23 protein-coding genes are annotated in these 20,745 nt (G+C 69.9%); 11 read left to right on the forward strand and 12 right to left on the reverse strand.

What is annotated here, in order from left to right; all coding sequences use genetic code 11:
- Positions 1-3: 3 nt before the first annotated feature.
- Positions 4-669 carry a response regulator transcription factor gene (locus tag ACW14X_RS03035; RefSeq protein ID WP_160024057.1) on the reverse strand — a complete coding sequence of 222 codons (666 nt, stop codon included), beginning with the start codon at positions 667-669 and terminating at the stop codon, positions 4-6.
- An 85-nt stretch (positions 670-754) separates the two neighbouring features.
- Here ACW14X_RS03035 and ACW14X_RS03040 point away from each other — a divergent pair, with 85 nt between their 5' ends.
- Both ACW14X_RS03040 and ACW14X_RS03045 read left to right on the forward strand, forming a co-directional pair.
- Positions 755-1,885, forward strand: coding sequence for a lipid II:glycine glycyltransferase FemX (locus ACW14X_RS03040; RefSeq protein WP_457164662.1), 1,131 nt, complete (start codon positions 755-757; stop codon positions 1,883-1,885).
- Between the two features lie 37 nt (positions 1,886-1,922).
- Positions 1,923-2,504 carry a VanZ family protein gene (locus tag ACW14X_RS03045; RefSeq protein WP_457164663.1) on the forward strand — a complete coding sequence of 194 codons (582 nt, stop codon included), beginning with the start codon at positions 1,923-1,925 and terminating at the stop codon, positions 2,502-2,504.
- On the opposite strand, the gene ACW14X_RS03050 is transcribed toward ACW14X_RS03045, so the two are convergent.
- Positions 2,460-3,788 carry a UDP-N-acetylmuramoyl-tripeptide--D-alanyl-D-alanine ligase gene (locus ACW14X_RS03050; RefSeq protein WP_457164664.1) on the reverse strand — a complete coding sequence of 443 codons (1,329 nt, stop codon included), beginning with the start codon at positions 3,786-3,788 and terminating at the stop codon, positions 2,460-2,462. The genes ACW14X_RS03045 and ACW14X_RS03050 overlap by 45 nt on opposite strands.
- Positions 3,789-3,984: 196 nt before the next feature.
- Between ACW14X_RS03050 and ACW14X_RS03055 the strand changes: the two genes are divergently transcribed.
- Genes ACW14X_RS03055 through vanX form a run of 3 tightly spaced genes read left to right on the forward strand, consistent with a single transcriptional unit; the run spans position 3,985 to position 6,636 of the window.
- Positions 3,985-4,980 (forward strand): D-isomer specific 2-hydroxyacid dehydrogenase family protein, encoded by a 996-nt coding sequence (locus ACW14X_RS03055; RefSeq protein ID WP_457166039.1) that lies wholly within the window; start codon positions 3,985-3,987, stop codon positions 4,978-4,980.
- Positions 4,973-6,025, forward strand: a complete 1,053-nt coding sequence (vanA, locus tag ACW14X_RS03060) for a D-alanine--(R)-lactate ligase (protein WP_457164665.1) — start codon at positions 4,973-4,975, stop codon at positions 6,023-6,025. The genes ACW14X_RS03055 and vanA overlap by 8 nt, the downstream gene beginning before the upstream one ends.
- Positions 6,022-6,636 carry a D-Ala-D-Ala dipeptidase VanX gene (gene vanX / locus ACW14X_RS03065; protein WP_457164666.1) on the forward strand — a complete coding sequence of 205 codons (615 nt, stop codon included), beginning with the start codon at positions 6,022-6,024 and terminating at the stop codon, positions 6,634-6,636. The genes vanA and vanX overlap by 4 nt, the downstream gene beginning before the upstream one ends.
- Positions 6,637-6,667: 31 nt before the next feature.
- Here vanX and ACW14X_RS03070 read toward each other — a convergent pair whose 3' ends face one another.
- Both ACW14X_RS03070 and ACW14X_RS03075 read right to left on the reverse strand, forming a co-directional pair.
- Positions 6,668-7,510 carry a CHAD domain-containing protein gene (locus ACW14X_RS03070; protein ID WP_457164667.1) on the reverse strand — a complete coding sequence of 281 codons (843 nt, stop codon included), beginning with the start codon at positions 7,508-7,510 and terminating at the stop codon, positions 6,668-6,670.
- A gap of 10 nt (positions 7,511-7,520) precedes the next feature.
- Complete coding sequence (locus ACW14X_RS03075) at positions 7,521-8,516, reverse strand: hypothetical protein (protein ID WP_457164668.1); 996 nt, start codon at positions 8,514-8,516, stop codon at positions 7,521-7,523.
- A 115-nt stretch (positions 8,517-8,631) separates the two neighbouring features.
- Between ACW14X_RS03075 and ACW14X_RS03080 the strand changes: the two genes are divergently transcribed.
- Positions 8,632-9,258: a TetR/AcrR family transcriptional regulator gene (locus tag ACW14X_RS03080; protein WP_457164669.1), complete on the forward strand. Its 627-nt coding sequence runs from the start codon at positions 8,632-8,634 to the stop codon at positions 9,256-9,258.
- On the opposite strand, the gene ACW14X_RS03085 is transcribed toward ACW14X_RS03080, so the two are convergent.
- The 4 genes from ACW14X_RS03085 to ACW14X_RS03100 form a co-directional block, all read right to left on the reverse strand.
- Positions 9,234-9,728: a hypothetical protein gene (locus tag ACW14X_RS03085; RefSeq protein WP_457164670.1), complete on the reverse strand. Its 495-nt coding sequence runs from the start codon at positions 9,726-9,728 to the stop codon at positions 9,234-9,236. The two genes, ACW14X_RS03080 and ACW14X_RS03085, sit on opposite strands and share 25 nt — an antisense overlap.
- Positions 9,725-10,585, reverse strand: coding sequence for a dihydropteroate synthase (gene folP, locus ACW14X_RS03090; protein ID WP_160024068.1), 861 nt, complete (start codon positions 10,583-10,585; stop codon positions 9,725-9,727). The genes ACW14X_RS03085 and folP overlap by 4 nt, the downstream gene beginning before the upstream one ends.
- On the reverse strand, positions 10,585-11,499 hold the full coding sequence (locus tag ACW14X_RS03095; protein WP_457164671.1) for a glucosyl-3-phosphoglycerate synthase: 915 nt from the start codon (positions 11,497-11,499) through the stop codon (positions 10,585-10,587). Before ACW14X_RS03095 ends, folP begins: the two co-directional genes overlap by 1 nt.
- Before the next feature lie 99 nt (positions 11,500-11,598).
- Entirely contained in the window at positions 11,599-12,303 is a 705-nt protein-coding gene (locus ACW14X_RS03100; RefSeq protein ID WP_160024069.1) for an SGNH/GDSL hydrolase family protein, read from the reverse strand.
- Between the two features lie 66 nt (positions 12,304-12,369).
- On the opposite strand from ACW14X_RS03100, the gene ACW14X_RS03105 reads away from it, so the two are divergent.
- Complete coding sequence (locus tag ACW14X_RS03105) at positions 12,370-12,981, forward strand: TetR/AcrR family transcriptional regulator (protein ID WP_160024070.1); 612 nt, start codon at positions 12,370-12,372, stop codon at positions 12,979-12,981.
- A gap of 64 nt (positions 12,982-13,045) precedes the next feature.
- Here the strand turns inward: ACW14X_RS03105 and ACW14X_RS03110 are convergent, their stop codons facing one another.
- Genes ACW14X_RS03110 through ACW14X_RS03120 form a run of 3 tightly spaced genes read right to left on the reverse strand, consistent with a single transcriptional unit; the run spans position 13,046 to position 15,986 of the window.
- The gene (locus ACW14X_RS03110; RefSeq protein ID WP_160024071.1) at positions 13,046-13,558 is read right to left on the reverse strand and encodes a DUF3830 family protein; all 513 of its coding nucleotides are present in this window, start codon (positions 13,556-13,558) and stop codon (positions 13,046-13,048) included.
- On the reverse strand, positions 13,555-14,994 hold the full coding sequence (locus tag ACW14X_RS03115) for an amidase (RefSeq protein ID WP_457164672.1): 1,440 nt from the start codon (positions 14,992-14,994) through the stop codon (positions 13,555-13,557). Before ACW14X_RS03115 ends, ACW14X_RS03110 begins: the two co-directional genes overlap by 4 nt.
- Positions 14,991-15,986, reverse strand: a complete 996-nt coding sequence (locus ACW14X_RS03120; protein ID WP_457164673.1) for a D-2-hydroxyacid dehydrogenase — start codon at positions 15,984-15,986, stop codon at positions 14,991-14,993. Before ACW14X_RS03120 ends, ACW14X_RS03115 begins: the two co-directional genes overlap by 4 nt.
- 94 nt (positions 15,987-16,080) lie before the next feature.
- Here ACW14X_RS03120 and ACW14X_RS03125 point away from each other — a divergent pair, with 94 nt between their 5' ends.
- The 4 genes from ACW14X_RS03125 to ACW14X_RS03140 all read left to right on the forward strand — a co-directional run bounded on the left by ACW14X_RS03125 (position 16,081) and on the right by ACW14X_RS03140 (position 19,870).
- A complete protein-coding gene (locus ACW14X_RS03125; RefSeq protein ID WP_457164674.1) occupies positions 16,081-16,791 on the forward strand; it encodes a maleate cis-trans isomerase family protein in 711 nt (236 codons plus the stop codon).
- On the forward strand, positions 16,788-17,507 hold the full coding sequence (locus ACW14X_RS03130) for a maleate cis-trans isomerase family protein (protein ID WP_457164675.1): 720 nt from the start codon (positions 16,788-16,790) through the stop codon (positions 17,505-17,507). The genes ACW14X_RS03125 and ACW14X_RS03130 overlap by 4 nt, the downstream gene beginning before the upstream one ends.
- Positions 17,508-17,677: 170 nt before the next feature.
- Positions 17,678-19,051, forward strand: a complete 1,374-nt coding sequence (locus ACW14X_RS03135; protein WP_457164676.1) for an MFS transporter — start codon at positions 17,678-17,680, stop codon at positions 19,049-19,051.
- A gap of 162 nt (positions 19,052-19,213) precedes the next feature.
- Positions 19,214-19,870 carry a GntR family transcriptional regulator gene (locus tag ACW14X_RS03140; RefSeq protein WP_160024075.1) on the forward strand — a complete coding sequence of 219 codons (657 nt, stop codon included), beginning with the start codon at positions 19,214-19,216 and terminating at the stop codon, positions 19,868-19,870.
- Here the strand turns inward: ACW14X_RS03140 and ACW14X_RS03145 are convergent.
- Positions 19,867-20,682: a helix-turn-helix transcriptional regulator gene (locus ACW14X_RS03145; RefSeq protein ID WP_457164677.1), complete on the reverse strand. Its 816-nt coding sequence runs from the start codon at positions 20,680-20,682 to the stop codon at positions 19,867-19,869. The two genes, ACW14X_RS03140 and ACW14X_RS03145, sit on opposite strands and share 4 nt — an antisense overlap.
- Positions 20,683-20,745 lie beyond the last annotated feature (63 nt).

The raw sequence follows: 20,745 nt of genomic DNA on the forward strand, positions 1-20,745 counted from the left end.
CGTCTAGGAATCGACATCGATCCGGTATCCGACACCCGGCACGGTCGCGATGATCGCCGGCTCGCCGAGCCGCTTGCGCAGCGCGGAGACGGTGATGCGTACGGCATTGGTGAACGGGTCGGCGTTCTCGTCCCAGGCCCGCTCGAGCAGCTCCTCGGCGCTGACCACGCCGCCCTCCGCGGCGGCGAGGACCTCGAGCACCGCGAACTGCTTGCGGGTCAGCGCCACGTAGCGGCCGTCGCGGTAGACCTCGCGTCGGAACGGGTCGACCCGCAGGCCGGCGATCTCCCGCACCGGCGGCCGGTTGTAGGCCCGGCGCCGGTCGAGCGCCCGCAGCCGCAGCACCAGCTCACGCAGCTCGAACGGCTTGGTCAGGTAGTCGTCGGCGCCGAGCTCGAAGCCGGAGGCCTTGTCGTCGAGGCGGTCGGCCGCGGTGAGCATCAGGATCGGCATCCCGGTGCCGGAGGCGACGATGCGCTTGGCGACCTCGTCCCCCGAGGGCCCGGGGATGTCGCGGTCGAGCACGGCGATGTCGTAGGCGTTGATGCTCAACAGCTCCAGCGCCGTGTCGCCGTCACCGGCGATGTCGGCGGCGATCGCCTCCAGCCGCAACCCGTCCCGGATCGCTCCAGCCATCAACGGCTCGTCCTCGACCACCAGCACCCGCATGCCCTGATCCTAGGTCGATGACATATCGCCGACGTATCCGAAATGCCATACGCCCTGACGACATCCTCGCGGGTTGACTGGCACGGTGACCTTCACTGTCCGACCGATCAGCCCCGCCGAGCACCTCGACCATGTCCGGTCGCGGCGGTCGGTCAGCTTCCTGCAGACCCCCGCCTGGGCCGACGTGAAGACCGAGTGGCGCAGCGAGTCGCTGGGTTGGTACGCCGGCGACCGGCTCGCCGGGACCGGGCTGGTGCTGCACCGGCCGGTGCCGCGGCTGGGCTACACGCTGGCGTACCTGCCATGGGGCCCCGACATCGACTGGGCCGGCGGGCTGACCGTCTGGTTCCCGCCGCTGGTCTCCTACCTACGCTCGCAGGGCGCGTTCGCGATCCGGGTCGCTCCCCCGGTGCCCACCGACACCTGGAGCGCCGCGCAGGTCAAGGAGGGCATCGCCGACCCCGAGGTGGGACGGCTCACCGACGTCCCCGGCCGGTCTGACCCGGTCGGCGCCGAGGTGACCCGCTATCTGCGCGACTCGGGCTGGATCCCGCAGAACCCCGAGGACGGGTTCGGGGCGGGGCAGCCGCAGTTCACGTACGAGATCCCGCTGCGCCACCCCGACGGGACCGCCCAGTCCGAGGACGAGGTGCTCGCCGGGATGAACCAGCTCTGGCGACGCAACATCAAGAAGGCCGCCAAGGCCGGCGTGGAGGTCACCACCTCCGCCGGCGGCGAGGACCTCAAGGCGTTCCACGACCTGTACGTCCACACCGCCGAGCGTGACGGATTCACGCCACGACCGCTGGCCTACTTCGAGAAGATGTTCGCGGCGCTCGCCGCCGAGGACCCGGAGCGCATCAAGCTCTACCTGGCCCGTCACGACGGCGACCTGGTCGCCGCGACGATCTACGTCCGCGTCGGCGCCCACGCCTGGTACGTCTACGGCGCCTCGTCCACGGAGAAGCGGGACGTACGCGGCTCCAACGCCTGCCAGTGGGCGATGATCCGCGACTCGCTGGCCGCCGGCTGCGACGTCTACGACCTGCGCGGGATCACTCCCACGCTGTCCGCCGACGACGCCCACGTCGGCCTGATCCAGTTCAAGGTCGGCACCGGCGGGCAGGCGGTGAGGTACGTCGGCGAGTGGGACCTGCCGCTGCGGCCGATCGTCTACCGGGCCTTCGACCTCTACATGAGGCGGCGGGGGCGATGAAGGGGTCGGTCAGGAAGATCAAGGAAGGGAACCTGGGATGATCGTGAACGAATCAGGCTCGCTGACGGAGACCGGCGTCGTGGTGCTGACCATGCTGGCGTTTCCGGTGGCCGTGCTGGCGGTGCCGGTGCTGGCGGTGCTGCGCCGGGTCTTCGGGGTGGCCTGGCCACGGGCATGGCGTCACTCGCTGGCGGAGGTCGCCATCGTCTACGGCACGGTGCCGGGTGTGCTGCTGACCCTGTTGCCCGGCAGCAACGGCATCCTGGCGGGCAACGTGAGCCTGGTGCCCTTCGAGGACATGTCGACCATGGGCCCCATCGGGCTGATCGGCAACCTGCTGATCTTCGCCGCGCTCGGCTTCTTCGGCCCCATCCGCTTCCCGGCGCTCCGCTCGGTGTGGCGCGTCCTGATCCTGGCGGGCGCGGCCTCGGTGTCGATCGAGGCCCTGCAGCACCTGCTGCCGCTCGGCCGGGTCTCCTCCGTCGACGACGTCATCCTCAACGCGGGCGGCGCCACCGCCGCCGCGATCCTGTCGTGGCCGTGGTGGCGCCGCCGGCGAACCGTTCCGCCGACCTCAGACCAGCGCCGCGGCGACCTGGTCGAGGCGGGCTCCGCGTGAGGCCTTGACCAGAACGACGTCGCCGGGCGCGAGGCGGCTGCGCAGCCAGTCGATCGCGGCGGCGATGTCGGACAGCGCCACCGCCCGCTGCCCCGCTCCCTCCGCGATCACGGCGGCCGCCTCGCCGACGGTGAGGACCAGGTCCGCCCGAGTGGCGGCGTACGTCCCGATCTCGTGGTGCGCGTCGCGGCTCGTCTCGCCGAGCTCGAGCATCTCTCCGAGCACGGCGATACGGCGCTTGGCATCGATCGAGGCGAGCGCGTCCAGCCCGGCACGGGTGGACTCGGGGTTGGCGTTGTAGGAGTCGTTGAGGAGGGTCGCACCGCTGGCGAGGGCGCGCAGCTCCATGCGCCACTTCGAGATCGAAGCGGTGTTCAGCGCGGTCGCGGCCTGCTCGAGCGGGACGCCGGCGGCCAGCCCGGCCGCAGCGGCGGCCGCGGCGTTGAGCGTCCAATGGGCACCGACGAACGGAAGCCTGACGACGGCCTCGGCGCCCGCATGCTGAAGGGTGAAGGTGGGCCGGCCGAGCCGGTCCAGGACGAGGTCGCGCACGCGGACGCTCGCCCGCTCGCCGGCGCCGAAGGCCAGCACCGGACCGTCGGTGAGCTCGCCCATCGCGAGCACCCGCGGGTCGTCGGCATGGAGCACCGCCGTGCCGCCGGTCACCAGCCCCCGCACCAGCTCGCTCTTGGCCACAGCGATCGCCTCGCGCGACCCGAACTCGCCCAGGTGGGCCTGGCCGACGTTGGTCACGACGGCGATGTCCGGCGCGACCAGGCCGGTCAGCTCGGCGATGTCGCCGATGTGCCGGGCCCCCATCTCGAGGACGAGGAACCTCGTCGTGGCATCGGCGCGCAGCATGGTGAGCGGTACGCCGAGCTCGTTGTTGAACGAGCCGGAGGTCGCGACGGTCGGGGCCGCGCTCGCCAGCACCGCCTCGATCATGTCCTTCGTGCTGGTCTTGCCCTGGGAGCCGGTGACCGCGACGACGGTCATGCCGTCGCGCAGCAGCGCGACGACGTGGGCGGCCAGGCGCTGCAGCGCGGCCTGCGCGTCGTCGACGACGACCGTCGGGAGCGCCGTCGGGCGGGAGCCGAGCACGGCGGCTGCGCCGGCCTCGGCGGCCTGTGGTGCGTACTCGTGGCCGTCGGTGTGCTCACCCGCGAACGCGACGAAGAGGCCGCCCGGGTCTGCCTCGCGGCCGTCGATCACTGCCGGCGCGTTCACGGTCACCGAGCCGTCGCCGACGACCTTCCCGCCGACCAACGAGGCGATTTCGTCCAAGCTGAGGGGAATCATCCCATCAGTCTTCGATATCACCCGTAGTGGCCGCGTATGCGCTAATCGATATGCGGACGATAACTCCACGCCGACCTATCGTCGGCATATCGGAAATTCCATACGGGGTCGCAACCGCTCCTGCAGTTTGCTGGCGTCAATGATCTACCACGAGCCGACCCTGACGGCGCCGACCGAGCCGATGGAGCAGACCGTGATCTCGCCGACCGTCGGGATCACGGTCTACGGCTGCGCCCCTGATGAGAGCCTTCTTTTCGACTCCTTGGCGCCCACGCTCGGAGTCTCGCTGAGGACCACGACCGAGCCCGTCACCGAGGAGAATGCCGCCCTCGCGATCGGAGACCGGTGCATCAGCGTCAGCCATAAGTCGCCGATATCGAACGAGACACTTCTCGCTCTGCACAAGAGCGGCGTGCGGTATATCTCGACGCGAAGCGTCGGTTTCAACCACATCGATGTCGACTTCGCGGCGAGCATCGGGATAACGGTCGGAAACGTCTCCTATTCACCCGACTCCGTGGCCGACTACACGTTGATGCTGATGCTCATGTCGGTGCGCCAGGCGAAGTCGACGATCCGGCGCACCGACGCCCACGACTACCGCGCGACGGCCACGCGCGGCCGCGAGCTGCGCGACCTGACCGTCGGCGTGGTCGGGACCGGGCGGATCGGCGCGGCGGTCATCGACCGGCTGCGGGGCTTCGGCTGCGACGTACTCGCCTATGACATCCGGCCCCGGCCGGCTGCCGAGGGGGTGGAGCACGTCGATCTGGACACGCTGGTCGAGCGCAGCGACATCGTCACCCTGCATGCGCCGCTCAGCGCGGAGTCGCACCATCTCCTCGACCGCCGCCGCATCGACCGGATGCGCCCCGGTGCGTACGTCATCAACACCGGTCGCGGCGCGCTCGTCGAGACGCCGGCGCTCATCACCGCGCTCGAGGAGGGCCGGCTGGGCGGTGCGGCCCTGGACGTCATCGAGGGCGAGGAAGGCATCTTCTACGCCGATCTCCGGGGGCGGGACGTCCCCAACGGCTGGCTGGCACGGCTCCAGGAGATGCCGAATGTGCTGGTCAGCCCCCATATCGCCTACTTCACCGACCATGCCCTCATGGACACGGTCGAGAACTCCATCGTGAACTGTCGTGAATTCGAAAGCAGGTTTCCGCATGTCTAAGCTCAAGGTCGGCATCATCTTCGGTGGCGTCTTCGAGGAGCACCCCGTCTCGGTGAAGTCGGCGCAGGAGGTTGCCAAGAACCTCGATGCCGACAGGTACGAGACCTACTGGATCGGCATCACCAAGAGCGGTGACTGGCGCCTGTGCGACGGTCCGGAGGCGAGCTGGGAGGACGGCGCACACCGCCCCGTCGTGCTCTCCCCCGACCGCAGCGTCCACGGGCTGCTCGTCCTCGACGAGGGCAGCTACGAGACGATCCGCCTCGACGTCGTGCTCCCGGTCCTGCACGGCAAGCTCGGCGAGGACGGGGCGATCCAAGGACTCTTCGAGCTCTCCGGGATCCCGTACGTCGGCTGCGACGTGCAGAGCTCGGCGCTGTGCATGGACAAGTCGCTGGCCTACACGGTCGTCGCCGAGGCCGGCATCCCGACGCCGAACTTCTGGACCCTGTTCCCCGGCGACACTGTGCAGACCATTGGCGACCCCGGCGTACTCCCCTATCCGGTCTTCGTGAAGCCGGCCCGCTCCGGGTCCTCGTTCGGGGTCAGCAAGGTGACCTCGGCCGAGGAGCTGGCCGACGCGGTGGCGACCGCGCGGCAGTACGACGAGAAGGTGCTCGTCGAGGAGGGGGTCGTCGCCGAGGAGATCGGCTGCGCGATCCTCGGCAACGGTGCCGAGCTGGTCACCGGAGAGGTCGACCACGTCGCGCTCTCGCACGGATTCTTCAAGATCCACCAGGAGGACGCACCCGAGACCGGCTCGGAGAACGCCACCTTCATCGTGCCCGCCGACATCCCGGCCGAGGCGCAGGAGCTGGTCAAGGCCGAGGCGAAGCGGGTCTACCGGGCGCTGGGCTGCCGCGGGCTGGCGCGGGTCGACATGTTCCTCAAGGCGGACGGCACCGTGGTGCTCAACGAGGTCAACACCCTGCCCGGGCTCACCTCGTACAGCCGCTACCCGCGGATGATGGCCGCGGCAGGGATCTCGATGACCGAGTTCCTCGACCGCGCGGTCTCCCTCGCGCTGGACGAGACGGTGCGATGAGGGAGGGCTTCGGCTTCGTCGACGAGCTGACGCCGGGCATCCGCTGGGACAGCAAGTACGCCACCTGGGACAACTTCACCGGCAAGCCGGTCGACGGCTACCTGGTCAACCGCATCGTCGGGACCCACGAGCTCTGCGCCGCGCTCGCCCAAGCGCGGGACGAGGCCGCCGCCCTCGGGTTCGGGATCCTGCTGTGGGACGGCTACCGCCCCCAGCGCGCCGTCGACGCGTTCCTGCGCTGGGCCGAGGAGCCCGCGCCGGACGATGACGAGCGCAAGCGCGTGCACTACCCCTCGATCACCCGACCGGAGATGTTCGAGAAGGGGTACGTCGCCACGAAGTCCGGCCACAGCCGCGGCAGCACCGTCGACCTGACCCTCTTCTCCCTGGCCACGGGGGCGCTGCTGGACATGGGTGGCGATCACGACCTGATGGACGAGATCTCCCACCACGGCGCTGCCGGGGTCTCCGAGGTCGCGGCGCGCAACCGGTCGCACCTGTGCTCGGTGATGGAGTCGTGCGGGTTCAGCCGCTACGAGAACGAGTGGTGGCACTACTCGCTGATCGAGGAGCCCTACCCCGACACGTACTTCGACTTTCCTGTCGAATAGAGCCCTGTCGGATAGAGCCCGATCGACCGGCTCAGGGATCCAGCCAGCCATGGACCTTCGAGCGGTTCGCCTTCTTCCACACGGAGGAGAACCGCTCCTCGGCGTCTTCGGCGGCGGCCTCCTCGACCTGGAACAGCTCGCGGACCGCGTCGTCCGGCTCGGGAACCAGTTCGATCGTCATGATCATGACGGTGGCGTCGTTGAGGTCGCCGAGGGTCGACTGGACCGACTTGGCGGCCTTGGCGAGGCGCTCGGCGTCCTTACCGAAGACCCTGCCCAGCGACTCGGCCGTGTAGCGGACCCGCTTGGCCTTCTTGCGCACCTCATGGAGCCGCCGACGACGCTCTTCGGTGTCGTCGGTCTCCCCGACCGCGTCGGCCGCGACCACCAGCCGTCGCCAGCTCCGGCGGAGCCGCTTGCGCAGTGCCTTCTTGCGCGGGTCCGCCTCTGACCAGCGCAGACCATCGGCGAGGCCGGCGATCAGTTCGCGGTAGCGGTCGTCGTCCAGCTCCGGCAGCAGCCGGGCTCGCCCCTGGGCCTGGCGCTCGGCCAGCGCCGCCCGCAGCGCGTCGACACCGGTCGGTCCCGGACCGTGCTCGGCCGCCCAGCGCCGCAGGCGTCTGCGGAGCACCTCCGCGTCTCGTACGTCTCCGAGGAGGGCGGCGAGCCACTTCAGCTCCGCCCGGAGCGGCTCGCTCCACTCCGTGTCGAGAAGCGGGCGGTAGGTCGCCAGGACGCTGCGTAGCCTGCGTACGGTCACCCGCATCTGGTGGACCGAGTCCTCCTCGTCACGCAGCACGAGCCGGCCCCAGCGGTGGAGCGCGGCCACCTGGTCGCGCCACCACTCGCCGACCGGCTCGTGTGGATGACTCATCCGTACTGTTCTACCGTGCCACGGCGTCCAGGTCACGCTCGGTTCGTCCGGCTCCTGCCTCCTCGGCACCACCCTTCTCGCGGTGCGGAAGCACGGTGAGGAGCAGGCCGACCCCGGCCCAGCAGGCGAGGACGATCAGCGGCACGGTGGTCCCGGCGCCGTCGAAGAACGAGAACCCGCGCAGCGCCGACCCCGCCGCACCCGGGGGCATCAGCTGGCCGAGCCAGCCGAACGGCACCATCTCCGGGGCGGAGGTGATTCCGGAGAGCGGGTTGCCGACGAGCAGGATCAGCAGCGCGACGATGCCGACGCCTGCCGGGCCGATGAGGTGGCGCAGGCCGATGATCGGGAGCGCGACCGCGAGGATGCCGAGGGCGACGACTCCGGCGTTGGCCAGGTAGCTGCCCTCCAGGGCGCCGAGCCAGCCCTGGACGACGCCGGTCATCGCGAGACCACCGCCGATCGCGATCAGGAAGGCGGCCACGACCCGGTCACGGGTGCGGGTCAGCACCAGGGAGGTGATGGCGCCGGCCATGATGCCGCCGATCACCAGCGGTAGCGCGGACGCGCCGAAGACGACGCCGCGCGGGTCGTCCTCCGCGCTCGCGACGACGTCGGTCACCTGGGGCTGTGAGCCCGTCTCGGCACCCATGGCGGTGGCCATCTGAGTGAGCTGCTGAGCGACGTTGGCGCTGGCCGCGGAGGCGACCAGGAACTCCAGGCCCTGGGGGCCGACGACGATCGCGCCGTACGCCTCCCGGTCCTCGATCGCCTCGACCGCCTCCTCGCGGTCCGCGACGGCGGTGATCTCGAAGGCGTCCTCCCCCGCGTTGGCGGCGAGCTGGGTCTCGATCTGGGTGACCGCGGCCTCGGGGCCGGCGACAACCAGTGGCAGCGATCTGGGCTCCAGCTCGCTGGTGGGCCAGGCGAACGCGGAGATGAGCAACGTGAGCAGGGCGACCAGACCGAGGCTGACCCCGATCACGGCTTTCACCGACTGGGACATGGTGGGTTCCTTCCCCAAAAAAACGAATGTTCATTCTCTTTGAACGACACTCTCCTCCGTCTCGTCGGATTTATCAAGAATGAATGTTCGTTTTCTTTTGAGGTATGCTTCCGGCATGCCGAAGATCAGCGAGGAGCATCGCGCCGAGAAGCGCCAGCAGATCATCGCGGCGACGCTGCGCTGCGTGGAGCGCGATGGCTTCCACAAGACGACGATGGCCGCGGTGGTCAAGGAGTCCGGCCTGTCCGCCGGCTCGGTCTACACGTACTTCCGCGGGAAGAGCGACATCATCCGCGTGATCGCCGAGTCGGGCCTGACGACCATCGCCGAGGCCATCACCAGCTTCACCCCTGACCCGAGCTCCGGTGAGGTCGCTCCCCCGCCCGAGCGCGCGATCGAGGCCGCGACGCAGCACCTCCTCGAGCTCTCCGCCGAGCTCGGCGTCGACCTCCCCCGGATCGCACTGCAGACCTGGGCCGAGGCCGCCCGTGACCCGGAGGTTCGCGAGCTGATGGCACCCGAGGCCCGCCGCATCCGGGCCGCCTGGCGCACCTACGCCGAAGGCGCCATCGAAGCCGGCCGGTTCCACCCGGACGCCGATCCCGAACGGATCGCGATGGTCCTCACCGGCCTGCTGCCCGGCTTCATCCTGCAGCGGCTCATGCTGGGCGACGTCACCCCGAAGATCTACGCGGCGGGGCTCACCGACCTGCTCGGCTACTCCCAGCGAGCGACCCAGTAACGCACCCCGTAGGGGTCTCCGTCGTAGTCGACCGCCACCGTCGCGACGCTGCGCAGCAGGTCGGCCGCCTCTACGATCGGTCCGACGTCGGCCCAGAGCTCATCGGCCAGCCCGAGATCGAGCGCGCCGAGCGCCTCGGGGTCGGGCGTGACCAGCGCCTTGCCGAGCGCCTCGTCGAACCCGACGGCCCGCGGGTCGAGGTGGCCCGGAGCCTTCTCGCTGCGGCAGGCCGAGCCGTTGCCGACGATGAGGTACGCCGCCTCGCCGCTGGTCACCGGAGCCGCACCGACCTCGGCCAGCAGCGAGGAGGCCACCCGGGCACCCTGCGCACCGGCGATCACGCGTACGTCCTCGCCCAGCCAGGCCACCGCGGCCAGGCAGGCGGAGCGGAGCTCGTCGACCGGGTCGTCGAGCGAGGCGTACTCCGGCAGCAGGGCCAGGCATCCCGGAACCAGCGCCACTCGAGTCACTGCAGTCCCCTGATCGCTCGCTTCGGACGTCGCCGGCCGGCGATCGTCCAGACCATGTCGACGGTCTGCCGGGTCTCCGGGACCTGGTGGACGCGGTAGATGCGGGCACCGGCCAGCGCGCAGACCGAGGTCGCGGCCAGGGTGCCGAGGAGGCGCTCGCCGACCGGCAGGTCGAGCGTCTCACCCACGAAGTCCTTGTTGGAGAGGGAGACCAGCACCGGCCAGCCGGTCGCGACCATCTCACCGAGCCGGCGGGTGATCTCGAGGGAGTGGAAGGTGTTCTTCCCGAAGTCGTGGGCGGGGTCGATCACGATCGAGTCCTTCGCGACGCCCGCGTCCAGGGCTCGCTGGGCGTAGCCGAGGGTCGAGTCGATCGCGTCGCGGACCACGTCGTCGTACTCGATCCGGTAGGGCCGCGTCCGTGGCGTCACGCCGCCGGTGTGAGTGCACACGATCGCGGCGCCGTGGGCGGCGGCGACGTCGACGAGCTCCGGATCGGCCCCGCCCCAGGCGTCGTTGATGAGGTCGGCGCCGGCCGCGCACACCGCGTCACCCACCTCGGCTCGCCAGGTGTCCACCGAGATCACCAGCGCCGGGAACTCCTCGCGCACCCGGGCGACGAAGTCGACCACGCGGGCCTTCTCCTCCGCGGCGCCGATCTCGGCCCCTGGGGCCGCTTTGATCCCGCCGATGTCGACGATCTCCGCGCCTTGGGAGGCCACCAGGCGTACGCGCTCGAAGGCCGCGTCCTCGGCCCAGGTCGCTCCCTTGTCGAAGAACGAGTCCGGGGTGCGGTTGACGATCGCCATCATCAGCGCCTCGTCATCACCGAAGGCATGTCGTCCCAGGCGCAGCATCAGGCGACCATACCGCCCGAGCCGTCGCGCACCGGCGGCCGCTCCAGCAGGCTCACGGAGCGGTCGACGACCTTGGTCGAGCCGTCGATCGGGATGTACTGCCGCATCTCGACGTCGTCGCCCGCCGGACCGGTGCCGAGGCGGCGCGACATCATGCCGACGATCTGGGTCGCCATCAGTCCGAGATCGAAGAGATCCTGGTGACTGTGGTCGCGCTGGCCGAGATCGACCTGGGCGATCGCATCCATCCCCCGCGTGTCCAGGGTGTCGACGAGGGCCGCGAGCTCCACGCCGTAGCCGGTCGGGACCCGCAGCCGCTCGAACAGCGAGCGCCGGATCGACCACTCCCCCGCCAGCGGCTGGATCAGATCGCGCAGCGGCCTGCGATGGAGGGCGAGCAGCGGGCGGGCGACCAGCTCGGTGACCCGGCCGCCGTCGAGACCGTGCTCCCCCGGGCGCCGGTAGAAGCCCTTGACCAGATCGATCGTCGGATTGTTGACAAGCGGGCCGACCAGGCCGCGTACGAAATGGGTATCCCAGTCGGTCAGGTCGGCGTCCATGAAGACGATCAGCTCGCCGGTGGTCACGAACTGCGACTTCCACATCGCCTCGCCCTTGCCGGGGTAGGAGCCGAGCTCGGGCCGGATCGCGGCCGAGGCGTAGACGTCGGCCCCGGCGTCGGCGGCGATCCGCGCGGTGTCGTCGGAGGAGTCGGAGTCGATGACGACGAGCTCGTCGACCAGATCCGAGGTCTCCATCAGGCTGGTCCGCAGCCTGTCGACCAGGCCGCCGACGGTCGCGGCCTCGTTGCGCGCCGGGACCACGAGACTGACCCGCTGCCCCTGCTTGGCTGCGACCAGATCGGCCAGGGACCAGTCGTCCCAGTGATGGGTGTTGCGCTCCAACCAAGACATACCCAAACCCTACGGGCCGGCTTCGAACAGCATCCATCGACGAGGCGACCACGGTCACCTGACGTCTCCGCGGTGGGCCGGGCGGTCGCGCCCGTCGGTTCAGCGAAGCCAGTCGGGCACGGCGCGATAGGCCGAGAGATGACGTACGACGTTCGCGAAGGCGATCGCCTGCCCGCGAGCGTTCGCGTGGATCCTGTCCGCCGAGTAGATCGCCGGATCCCGCCCGGCCGCGATCCGCCGGGCCCCCAGATGGATCCCGCCGACACCTTCGACGACGTGACGCTGCACGCTGTCGACCTCGTCGAGCCTGAGCGCGGTCTCGGTCGCCGTCTCGGCGGGAAGCAGCCCCGAGTGAGCCCAGTCGTAGAGCCCGATCGTCGCGACGGTAGCGCCCGTCGAAGCCAGCGGCCGCAACAGCGCGTCGAGCTCCGCGGTGAACCGCTCCGCGTCGAAACCACGCGAGAAGGCGTCGTTCCCGCCAGCACTGACCACGACCAGGTCCGGCTCGAAAGCCAGCGCATCGGAGAGGAACTTCTCCCGGATCTCGGCGGTCCGCAGGAACGGCTGCGCGAGCGTACGGTGCCTGAACTCCGGCCGCGTCGCGGCCAGCGCCTCCACGAGCCGCTCCCCCGCCGAGAGGTCCCGGTAGCCCTCCAGAGGATCACGTACGCCGGCGGCGACGCTGTCGCCGAGGATCACCAGCCGGTGCCAGCGCCCGTTGTCGAGCACGGCTTGCGCGAGGCCCGGATCGAGGCAGTCGCGGTCCGCGGCCTCGGCGGGGTAGAGCTGAGCAAAGGTCGTCATGATTCCGTTTTAGAGTACGATCGTTCGTACGTCAATGGAATACGACCGTGCGCTATAGTCGTCGGCATGGCGGGACGCGCATCAGCTCAGGCAGCCCTCGATACGCGGCAATCGATCCTCAAGGAGGCCGCCGACCTGGCCTCGATCGAGGGTCTGGACACGATCTCGATCGGCCGCCTCGCCACCCGGCTGGGGATGAGCAAATCGGGCGTGATCGGCCAGTTCGGCAGCAAGGAGAACCTCCAGCTGGCCGCGGTCGAGTACACCCAACAGCGCTTCGTCGAGCTCGTCTGGGCACCGGTTGCACACCACGAACCCGGGCTAGTACGCCTCCGTGCGCTGTGCCGCTCCTGGGTCGACTACGCCGTCAACCCGCCCTATCCCGGCGGATGCGCGGTGGAACAGATGACCTTCGACTTCGACGGCCGCGACGGCCCCGTGCACGACCTCCTCGCCAGCGGCTCCGCCCGGTGGCGCAAGACGCTACGTCGCGAGATCGCCACCGCGATCGACGCCGGCGACCTCCCCCAGAGTCTCGATCCCGACCAAGCGGCGTTCGCGATCAAGGCCATCGCGTCGGGCATCACGCCCTCCCTCCAGATGGAGGTGGGCGCGCCGGTCAGCACCTGGGCGCTGACCGCGATGAGTGCCGTCCTCGGTCTGCCCCCGCAGGAGTAGGCGGCTGTCGTCGGCCGAGCTCGGGCACCTGTGGTCCTCGCCCGGGTCCGGTGTCGCGCGTCGGCTACTGCGCGTCGTCGTGCGAGCGCGCGAAGGTGAGGACCTCGTCGGTGGCGCCGTTCATCCAGACGTCCTGGCAGGCCTGCGCCATCTCCTCGAGGCCGTCGACGACCGTGCCGAAGACGTTGCCCGGCACCCAGCCCTGGTCGCCGTTGATGAGCAGGTTGTTGCGGCCGTAGAAGAGGGCGAGGTCGACGATCTCGGTCATCTCCCCCGGTCCGCGGTCCTCCGGGTAGCCGTAGGACGGGTTGCCGAGGTCGTCGGAGGAGAAGGCGAAGTAGCACAGGTCGCCGGGGATCGGGGTGACCGTGGTGTTCTCCTTGCCGGGCTCCTTGGCGGCGAAGGCGGGCACCAGGTTGTAGATCTCGTTGCGGGCGTACTTGCCGTGGAAGACCTGGCCGCTGAGCGGCAGTGCGTCCCACACGGCGCCGGCGGTGCGTGGCGCCTCCTCATCGAGCAGGCGGGCGAGGCAGGAGACGCCGCGGCGCTCCAAGGTGACGGTGATGTAGCGGCTCATCGGGCTCCTCGAGGATTGTCGACAGGTCGGACGAACAGCTCACCGCTGGCCCGCTCGTACGCTCGCGCCGCGCGCAGCACCCGGGCGTCGTCGTGGCGGGCGCCGACGATCTGGAGGCCGACGGGCAGCCCCGCGCCGGTGGTGCCGCAGGGCACGCTCGCCGCCGGCTGCTGGGTCATGTTGAACGGGTAGGTGTAGGGCGTCCAGCTCGACCACCACTGCGAGTGCCAGCCCTTGGGTGCCTGCAACCCTCGCTCGAAGGCGGTGATCGGCATGGTCGGGATGACCAGCAGGTCGTACGTCTCGTGGAACCGCCCCATCAGCCGGCCGAGGTCCATCCGGACCGCGGTGGCGTCCAGGTAGTCGGCCGCGGAGCCCCGCCCCTTGGTCTCGATGCCCTCGCGCAGCAGCGGGTCGATCTTGTCGATCGCGCCGGGCGGGTAGGCGTCGAGCACCTTCGCCGCTCCGCAGAACCAGAGCACCTCGAACGCCTCGACCGGGTCGGTGAAACCGGGATCGACCTCCTCGACCTGGGCTCCCTCGGACACGAGCACGGCGACCGCCTCGCGGACCAGCCGCTCGACCTCCGGGTCGTTCTCGACGTACCCGAGCGTGGGCGAGAACCCGATCCTCAGCCCTTCGACGCCGTCGTCCAGGCCGGCCAGGAACGAGGATCCCGGCGTGGGCATCGCCGACCAGTCGCGGGAGTCGAAGCCGGCGATCACGTCGAGCAGCGCCGCGGCGTCGGTCACGGTCCTGGTCATCGGGCCGGCGTGCGAGAGGGTGCCGAAGGGGCTGGCGGGATAGAGCGGAATCAGTCCGTAGGTCGGCTTCATCGTCACCGTGCCGGTGAAGGACGCGGGGATCCGGACCGAGCCGCCGCCGTCGGTGCCGAGCGCCCACGGGCCCATACCGAGACCGACCGCCGCCGCGGCACCGCCGCTGGATCCGCCCGAGGTCAGGCCCGGGTCCCAGGGGTTGCCGGTGGAGCCGTGGCGGAGCGAGTCGGTGACGCCCTTCCAGGCGAACTCGGGAGTCGTCGTCTTCCCGGTGATCACGGCACCGGCCTCGCGCAGCCGCGCGACCGTGGGAGCGTCCTCGGGCCACGGGCCCGCCTCGTCGATGAGCCAGGTGCCGCGGATTGTCGGCAATCCGGCGGTCCACAGGATGTCCTTGACCGAGGTCGGTACGCCGTCGGCGCTGCCGAGCGGAAGCCCTGCCCGCCATCTCTCGGTGGACGCGGTCGCCTGCGCCAGCGCACCGTCGGGATCGACCCGGACGAACGCGTTCACCGCGGGGTCACACTCGTCGATCGTGTCGAGTACCGACCGCGTCGCGTCGAGCGGCGTGAAGGCGCCCGCGCGGTAGCCGGCCACGAGCTCGGCGGCGGTCAAGGCGCTGAGCTCGGACCCGGCCGCGGTCATTGGGTCGGTCATGGCCTCTCCCCCTGCTCCGCGACGACGAAGCCGCGCTGCTTGTCGACGACGTTCAGCAGCCGATCGCCGCTCAGCCAGCGCCGGGCGTTGTCGACGAACTGGTCCGCCAGCGCCTCTCGCCAGCCCTCGTAGTCGCCGGACATGTGTGCCGAGACCGCCACCCCCGGCATGGTCCACAACGGGCTCTCCGCCGGCAGCGGCTCGACCTCGAAGACGTCCAGCGACGCCGCCTCGACCGGGCCGTCGCGGAGCGCGGAGACGAGCGCGGCCTCGTCGACGATCTGCCCGCGGCCGACGTTGACCAGATGGCTGCCCGGCTTCATCGCCGCGAGCACGTCTTCGCTGATCAGGCCACGGGTGTCGTCGGTCAGCGGGGCCGTGACGACGACGTGGTCGGCCCAGCCGACGTGTGTGGTGAGGTCGGCGCTGGCGACGACCTCACCGAAGTCGGGATCGCCACTGCGGGCGGTGCGGCCGGCGCCGCGTACGTCCATCCCGGCCGCGCGCAGCAGCCGGGCCGTCTCGCGACCGATCGCGCCGGTGCCGACGATGAGCGCGTTCTCGGCGCTGATCAGCCGAGTCTCGCGGCGCAGCCACTTCCGGGCCGACTGCAGGTCATGGCTGAGGTGGATGTCCTTGGCCACGGCCAGGATCGAGCCGAGCACGAACTCCGCCATCGCCCGGTCGAAGATCCCGCGGGCGTTGGTGACGACCACCTCGGAGGCGACCAGCTCCGGGAAGAGCAGCTTGTCGACCCCGGCCGCCGCGACGTGGAGCCAGCGCAGCGAGCCGGCGCTCGGCCAGGCGTCGCGGACGGCCTCGGAGAAGTAGTCCCACAGCAGCAGCGCCTCGGCGCCGCGCAGCGCGTCGGCCAGGCCCGCGGCATCGGTGTAGGTGAGCTCGGCATCCGCCTCGAGGCGCTCCATGCCGGCGGGTCTGCCGCCGTCGGGCGGACAGAGGATCGTGATCGCGGGGCGCCGGGACGTCTCCAAGAAATCCTCCGTCGCACTCGACACACCTCGGCAACAATCCGAGACTACGCTAGGAGGGCAGATTGAAGATTGTCAACAATCCTAGCGAGGTGCGATGTCCCCGACGGTACGCATCGCCGTGGTCGTTCCCCATGACATGGTGCTCGACCACGAGCTGTGGCGGTGGGCCCCGCCCGACACCAGCCTGCTCTTCAACCGGACGCCCTTCACCGACCGTGCGGTCACCCTCGAGATGGCCGAGGAGATCAGCGAGACCGCGGTCGTCGAGCAGGCCGTACGCGACCTCGCGGCCGCCGAACCCCACCTCTACGTCTACGCCTGCACCTCCGGCAGCTTCGTCCATGGCCGGCACGGCGAGCGGAGGCTGGCCGCCGCGATGAGCCGGACCGGCGGCGCACCCGCGATCACCACCTCCGGCGCGGTGCTGGAGTCGCTCTCCGCTCTCGGCGTCTCCCGGGTCGCGGTCGCGACCCCCTACGACGTCGCGCTCGCCGGCCGGTTCGGCCGCTTCCTGGCCGAAGCCGGGATCACCGTCGTGAGCACCGGCGACCTCGGGCTGGGCCACCACATCTGGGAGGTTCCGTACGAGACCACGCTCGACCTGGTGCGAGCCGCCGACACCGACGCCGCCGAGGCGGTCGTCGTCTCGTGCACGAACCTGGCGACGTACGACATCATCGGCCGCCTCGAGGCCGAGCTCGGAAAGCCGGTGATCTCCGCGAACCGGGCGACCATGGAAGCCGCGCTCCGGATGGTCGGGCGCACCCCACCGGCCGCCGAGGATCTGCTGGGGCATGCCTCATGACCCGGCCACCGGTCGTCGGGCTGCTCTATCCCGGCTACGCGGCCGAGGACGACTTCCCGGCGCTCGAGAATGCGCTCGGCGGCGCGATCTGGCTGCCGCTGGTCCACACCTCCATGGGCCGCGACGAGCACACGGTCGAGGCTCTCCTCGACACCGGCTCCGCGGCCCGGCTCGCGCAGGGGGCCGACGCGATCGCGGCCCACTCCCCCGACGCGGTGATGTGGGCGTGCACGTCGGGCAGCTTCGTCTACGGCCGGGACGGCGCCGCTGCCCAGGCGGCCGCGATCAGCGAGCGGCTCGGCGTCCCCGCCTCGTCGACCTCGATCGCCTTCGTCGAGGCGGCCCGGTCGCTCGGGCTCGAGAAGGTCGCCGTCGCCGCCTCCTATCCCGAGGAGCTGGCCGCACACTTCAGCACCTTCCTCGAGGCGGGCGGGGTCGAGGTGGTCTCCTTCGGCGCCAGCGGGATCTTCACCGCCGTCGACGCCGGCCGTCTCCGTCCGGATGCGGTCCTCGAGATGACCCTGTCGGTGGATGTTCCCGAGGCCGAGGCCGTCCTCGTTCCCGACACCGCGCTGCACACGCTGACCTGCATCGATACGTTGGAGAAGGCCCTCGGGAAACCCGTGTTGACGGCCAACCAGGTGACCGTCTGGGAGGGCCTGCGACTCGCCGGGACGCCCCGCCCCCTGCCTCGGCTCGGCACCCTCTTCAGGTAGCGTCGCGGCTTTACATAAACCTCCCGTCCCACCCCGCGCCACCTTCAGCGCGCCCTAGCCAAGGCGCACAGACAGCGCTAACGTGGCGCAGATTGTTGACAAACCTACAGTCAGCACTGCGGGTCAAAAGCGGTCCCCAGCCATCAATCACACCGAGCAGGTGAGAAGAAATGTCAGGAACCCCAACCATCCCCTCCGCCGAGGCACAACCCGACAAATCGAAGCTCCGAAGAGCCATCACCGGCTCAGCGGTCGGCAATGCGACAGAGTGGTTCGACTACGGTGCCTTCGCCTACGTCGCGACCGAGATCACTGCCAACTTCTTCCCGGAGATGGGCTTCGCCGGCACAGCTCTGACCTTTGCGATCTCGTTCATCCTGCGACCGCTCGGCGGCCTCTTCTGGGGACCTCTCGGTGACCGCATCGGGCGCCAGCGCGTCCTCGCGATGACGATCATCCTGATGGCCGGCGCGACCTTCCTGGTCGGCTGCCTGCCGACGTACGACTCGGTCGGCATCTGGGCCGTGGTCCTGCTCGTGCTGCTCCGGGTGATCCAGGGATTCTCGACCGGCGGTGAGTACGGCGGCGCCGCGACGTACATGGCCGAGTGCGCACCCGACAAGAAGCGTGGGTTCTACGGCAGCTTCCTGGAGTTCGGCACCATCGTCGGCTTCACCGCCGCCATCGCCGTCGTGTTCACCACCGAGTCGATCATCGGTGACGCGGCGATGACCGAGTGGGGCTGGCGTATCCCGTTCCTCATCGGTGGCCCGATCGGCCTCATCGGCCTCTACATCCGGACCAAGCTCGAGGAGACGCCGGTCTTCCAGGAGCTCGAGACGCAGGATGCCGTCGAGGGCGGCGCCGGGGCCGCGCTGAAGGATCTCTTCGCGCTGTTCTGGAAGCCGATCCTCACCCTGATCGGCCTCGTCGCTGCGCTCAACATCGCCAACTACACCCTGCTGGCCTACATGGCGACCTACCTGCAGGAGGAGGCCGGCTTCAGCAGCTCCGACGCCGACCTGCTGGTCATCTTCGGACAGGTCGCGATGCTGGTCTTCCTGCCGATCGCCGGATCGCTCTCGGACAAGGTCGGCCGCAAGCCGATGTGGGGCGGCTCGTTCATCGGGCTGATCGTGCTGTCGGTCCCGATGTTCCTGCTGATCGGTCAGGGCTTCTGGCCGGCGGTCCTCGGGTTCACCGTGCTGGGCATCGTCTACGTCGCCCAGCTCGCGACGATCTCGGCGACCTTCCCGGCGATGTTCCCCTCGCAGGTGCGCTACGGCGGCATGGCGATCGGCTACAACATCTCCACCGCCGCCTTCGGCGGCACGGCGCTGTACGTCAACAACGCACTGATCGGCGCCACCGGTGACGTGCTGATGCCGGCGTACTACATGATCGCCGGATCCGTGGTCGGCCTGATCGCGCTGTTCTTCGTCGTCGAGACGGCCGGCAAGTCGATCCGAGGCACTGAGATCCCGGGTACGCCGGAGTCCGAGGCGGAGCTCGCCGAGCTCGACAGTCTCGACAAGACGGTCTGACCGACGTCTGCGAACGAGCGTGCCGGGTGCGATCCGCGTACCCGGCACGCTCGGTCGATCCGCTCACCGCCGGACCGGCCACATGCAATGATTGTCAACAATCAAACTCTTCTCGGTAGTCCATCGGAGACCACGTTGACAGTGACATCGAGCTTCGAACCCGTGCACAGGGAGTCGACGGCCTCGGTCATCGCTCGCCAGCTGCGTACGGCGATCATGGAGCGCACCCTGCAGCCCGGTGCACAGCTGAGCGAGACCGCGCTCTCGGCCCAGTTCGGCGTCAGCCGCGGCCCGCTGCGCGAGGCGATGCAGCGCCTGGTCCAGGAGGGCCTGCTCCGCAGCGAGCCCAACCGCGGGCTCTTCGTGATCGAGCTCGACGAGGCCGACATCCGAGACATCTACGTGGCCAGGGCAGCCGTCGAGGGCGCCGCCGCGACGATGATCGCCAAGGCACGGGTCCCGGCGGCGCTGCGCGAGCTCCGCGCCGCCTGCGACGCGATGACCAAGTCGCTCGAGCTCGGCGACCCGGCGAAGCTGAGCGATGCCGACTTCCGCTTCCACGACGTGCTCGTGCAGTGCTCCGGGAGCCGGCGCCTGGCCCGCATGCACCAGACCCTGATCGTCGAGACGCGGATGTGCCTGACCGCGCTGGAGGGCACCTACCAACAGCCGCTCGAGCTGGTCGAGGAGCACATCCAGATCGTCGACGCCATCGAGGCGGGCGACGTGAAGCTGACCCTGAAACGCGTCGAGCTGCACATGGACGAGGCGCTACGGCGCCTCATCCACGCCGAGGACAACGACGAGGGCTACGTCTAGACGCGAGACAGCATCCTGAGTCGACGCTCGCTCTCACTGCCGGGCTCTGCCGTGAACACCGTCAGAGCCTGTGGTCGCTCGGGGTCGTGGAGAGTCTGGCCGTGCAGCTCGATCTCGCCGACCTCGTCGTGGATCAGGCGTTTCGCGTCGCAGTAGGGCCCAGCCACCGGGTGTCGGCTCCACAGCTCCTCGAACTCGGGGCTCGAGCGCCGCAGCGCGGCGATCATCGCGTCGGCGCGGGGATTCCTGGTGGACGCGGCCGCGTGCGCGAGCTGGGCGACCAGCGCACGGCTGTGCGCGGGGTGATCCTCGGTGGGCGTGCGCCGGCGCGACGTCGGGTCGGTGAACCACCGATAGATGCGGCTGCGCATCATCCCGGAGTACCGGGTCTCGTCCCCGAGCAGAGCGACCGCCGCGGGGGTCTGCAGGAGGGTCTCACCGACCTCGTCGACGATGAGGGCCGTCTCGTCCTGGAGCCGGTCGAAGATCCGCCGCAGGCCCGGGCTGATCCCGTGTCGCGGGTCGGCCGGACGTACGGCTGGATGGCCCGCCAGGCGCAGAAGGTGATCGAGCTCGTCGGAGCTGAGCCGCAGCCCACGGGCGATGGCCGCGAGCACCTGTGCTGACGGCACCGGGCCACGCGGTTGTTCGATGCGGGTGTAGTAGTGCGTGGAGATGCCACTGAGCTCTGCGACCTCGTCGCGCCGGAGTCCCGGCGTCCGGCGGTGACTTCCCCTGGGAAGTCCGACGTCCTCCGGTTGGAGCGCCTCGCGGCGCGTGCGCAGAAACTCTGCGAGTCGTACGCGATTCACGTCTTCCCAACAACGGCAGGCGATCTCTTACTCCCCTCCAGCCTTGTCATGACCGGGCATGGA

Source organism: Nocardioides sp. YJ-D4 (genome assembly GCF_054031495.1).

Coding starts and splice junctions, on each gene's coding strand:
- ACW14X_RS03130 (WP_457164675.1), top strand. CDS start 16,788: ATGACCCGGCCACCGGTCGTCGGGCTGCTCTATCCCGGCTACGCGGCC.
- ACW14X_RS03105 (WP_160024070.1), top strand. CDS start 12,370: ATGGCGGGACGCGCATCAGCTCAGGCAGCCCTCGATACGCGGCAATCG.
- folP (WP_160024068.1), bottom strand. CDS start 10,585: ATGCTGCGCCTGGGACGACATGCCTTCGGTGATGACGAGGCGCTGATG.
- ACW14X_RS03115 (WP_457164672.1), bottom strand. CDS start 14,994: ATGACCGACCCAATGACCGCGGCCGGGTCCGAGCTCAGCGCCTTGACC.
- vanA (WP_457164665.1), top strand. CDS start 4,973: ATGTCTAAGCTCAAGGTCGGCATCATCTTCGGTGGCGTCTTCGAGGAG.
- ACW14X_RS03100 (WP_160024069.1), bottom strand. CDS start 12,303: ATGACGACCTTTGCTCAGCTCTACCCCGCCGAGGCCGCGGACCGCGAC.
- ACW14X_RS03095 (WP_457164671.1), bottom strand. CDS start 11,499: ATGTCTTGGTTGGAGCGCAACACCCATCACTGGGACGACTGGTCCCTG.
- ACW14X_RS03055 (WP_457166039.1), top strand. CDS start 3,985: ATGGAGCAGACCGTGATCTCGCCGACCGTCGGGATCACGGTCTACGGC.
- ACW14X_RS03110 (WP_160024071.1), bottom strand. CDS start 13,558: ATGAGCCGCTACATCACCGTCACCTTGGAGCGCCGCGGCGTCTCCTGC.
- ACW14X_RS03035 (WP_160024057.1), bottom strand. CDS start 669: ATGCGGGTGCTGGTGGTCGAGGACGAGCCGTTGATGGCTGGAGCGATC.
- ACW14X_RS03125 (WP_457164674.1), top strand. CDS start 16,081: ATGTCCCCGACGGTACGCATCGCCGTGGTCGTTCCCCATGACATGGTG.
- vanX (WP_457164666.1), top strand. CDS start 6,022: ATGAGGGAGGGCTTCGGCTTCGTCGACGAGCTGACGCCGGGCATCCGC.
- ACW14X_RS03080 (WP_457164669.1), top strand. CDS start 8,632: ATGCCGAAGATCAGCGAGGAGCATCGCGCCGAGAAGCGCCAGCAGATC.
- ACW14X_RS03045 (WP_457164663.1), top strand. CDS start 1,923: ATGATCGTGAACGAATCAGGCTCGCTGACGGAGACCGGCGTCGTGGTG.
- ACW14X_RS03075 (WP_457164668.1), bottom strand. CDS start 8,516: ATGTCCCAGTCGGTGAAAGCCGTGATCGGGGTCAGCCTCGGTCTGGTC.
- ACW14X_RS03135 (WP_457164676.1), top strand. CDS start 17,678: ATGTCAGGAACCCCAACCATCCCCTCCGCCGAGGCACAACCCGACAAA.
- ACW14X_RS03070 (WP_457164667.1), bottom strand. CDS start 7,510: ATGAGTCATCCACACGAGCCGGTCGGCGAGTGGTGGCGCGACCAGGTG.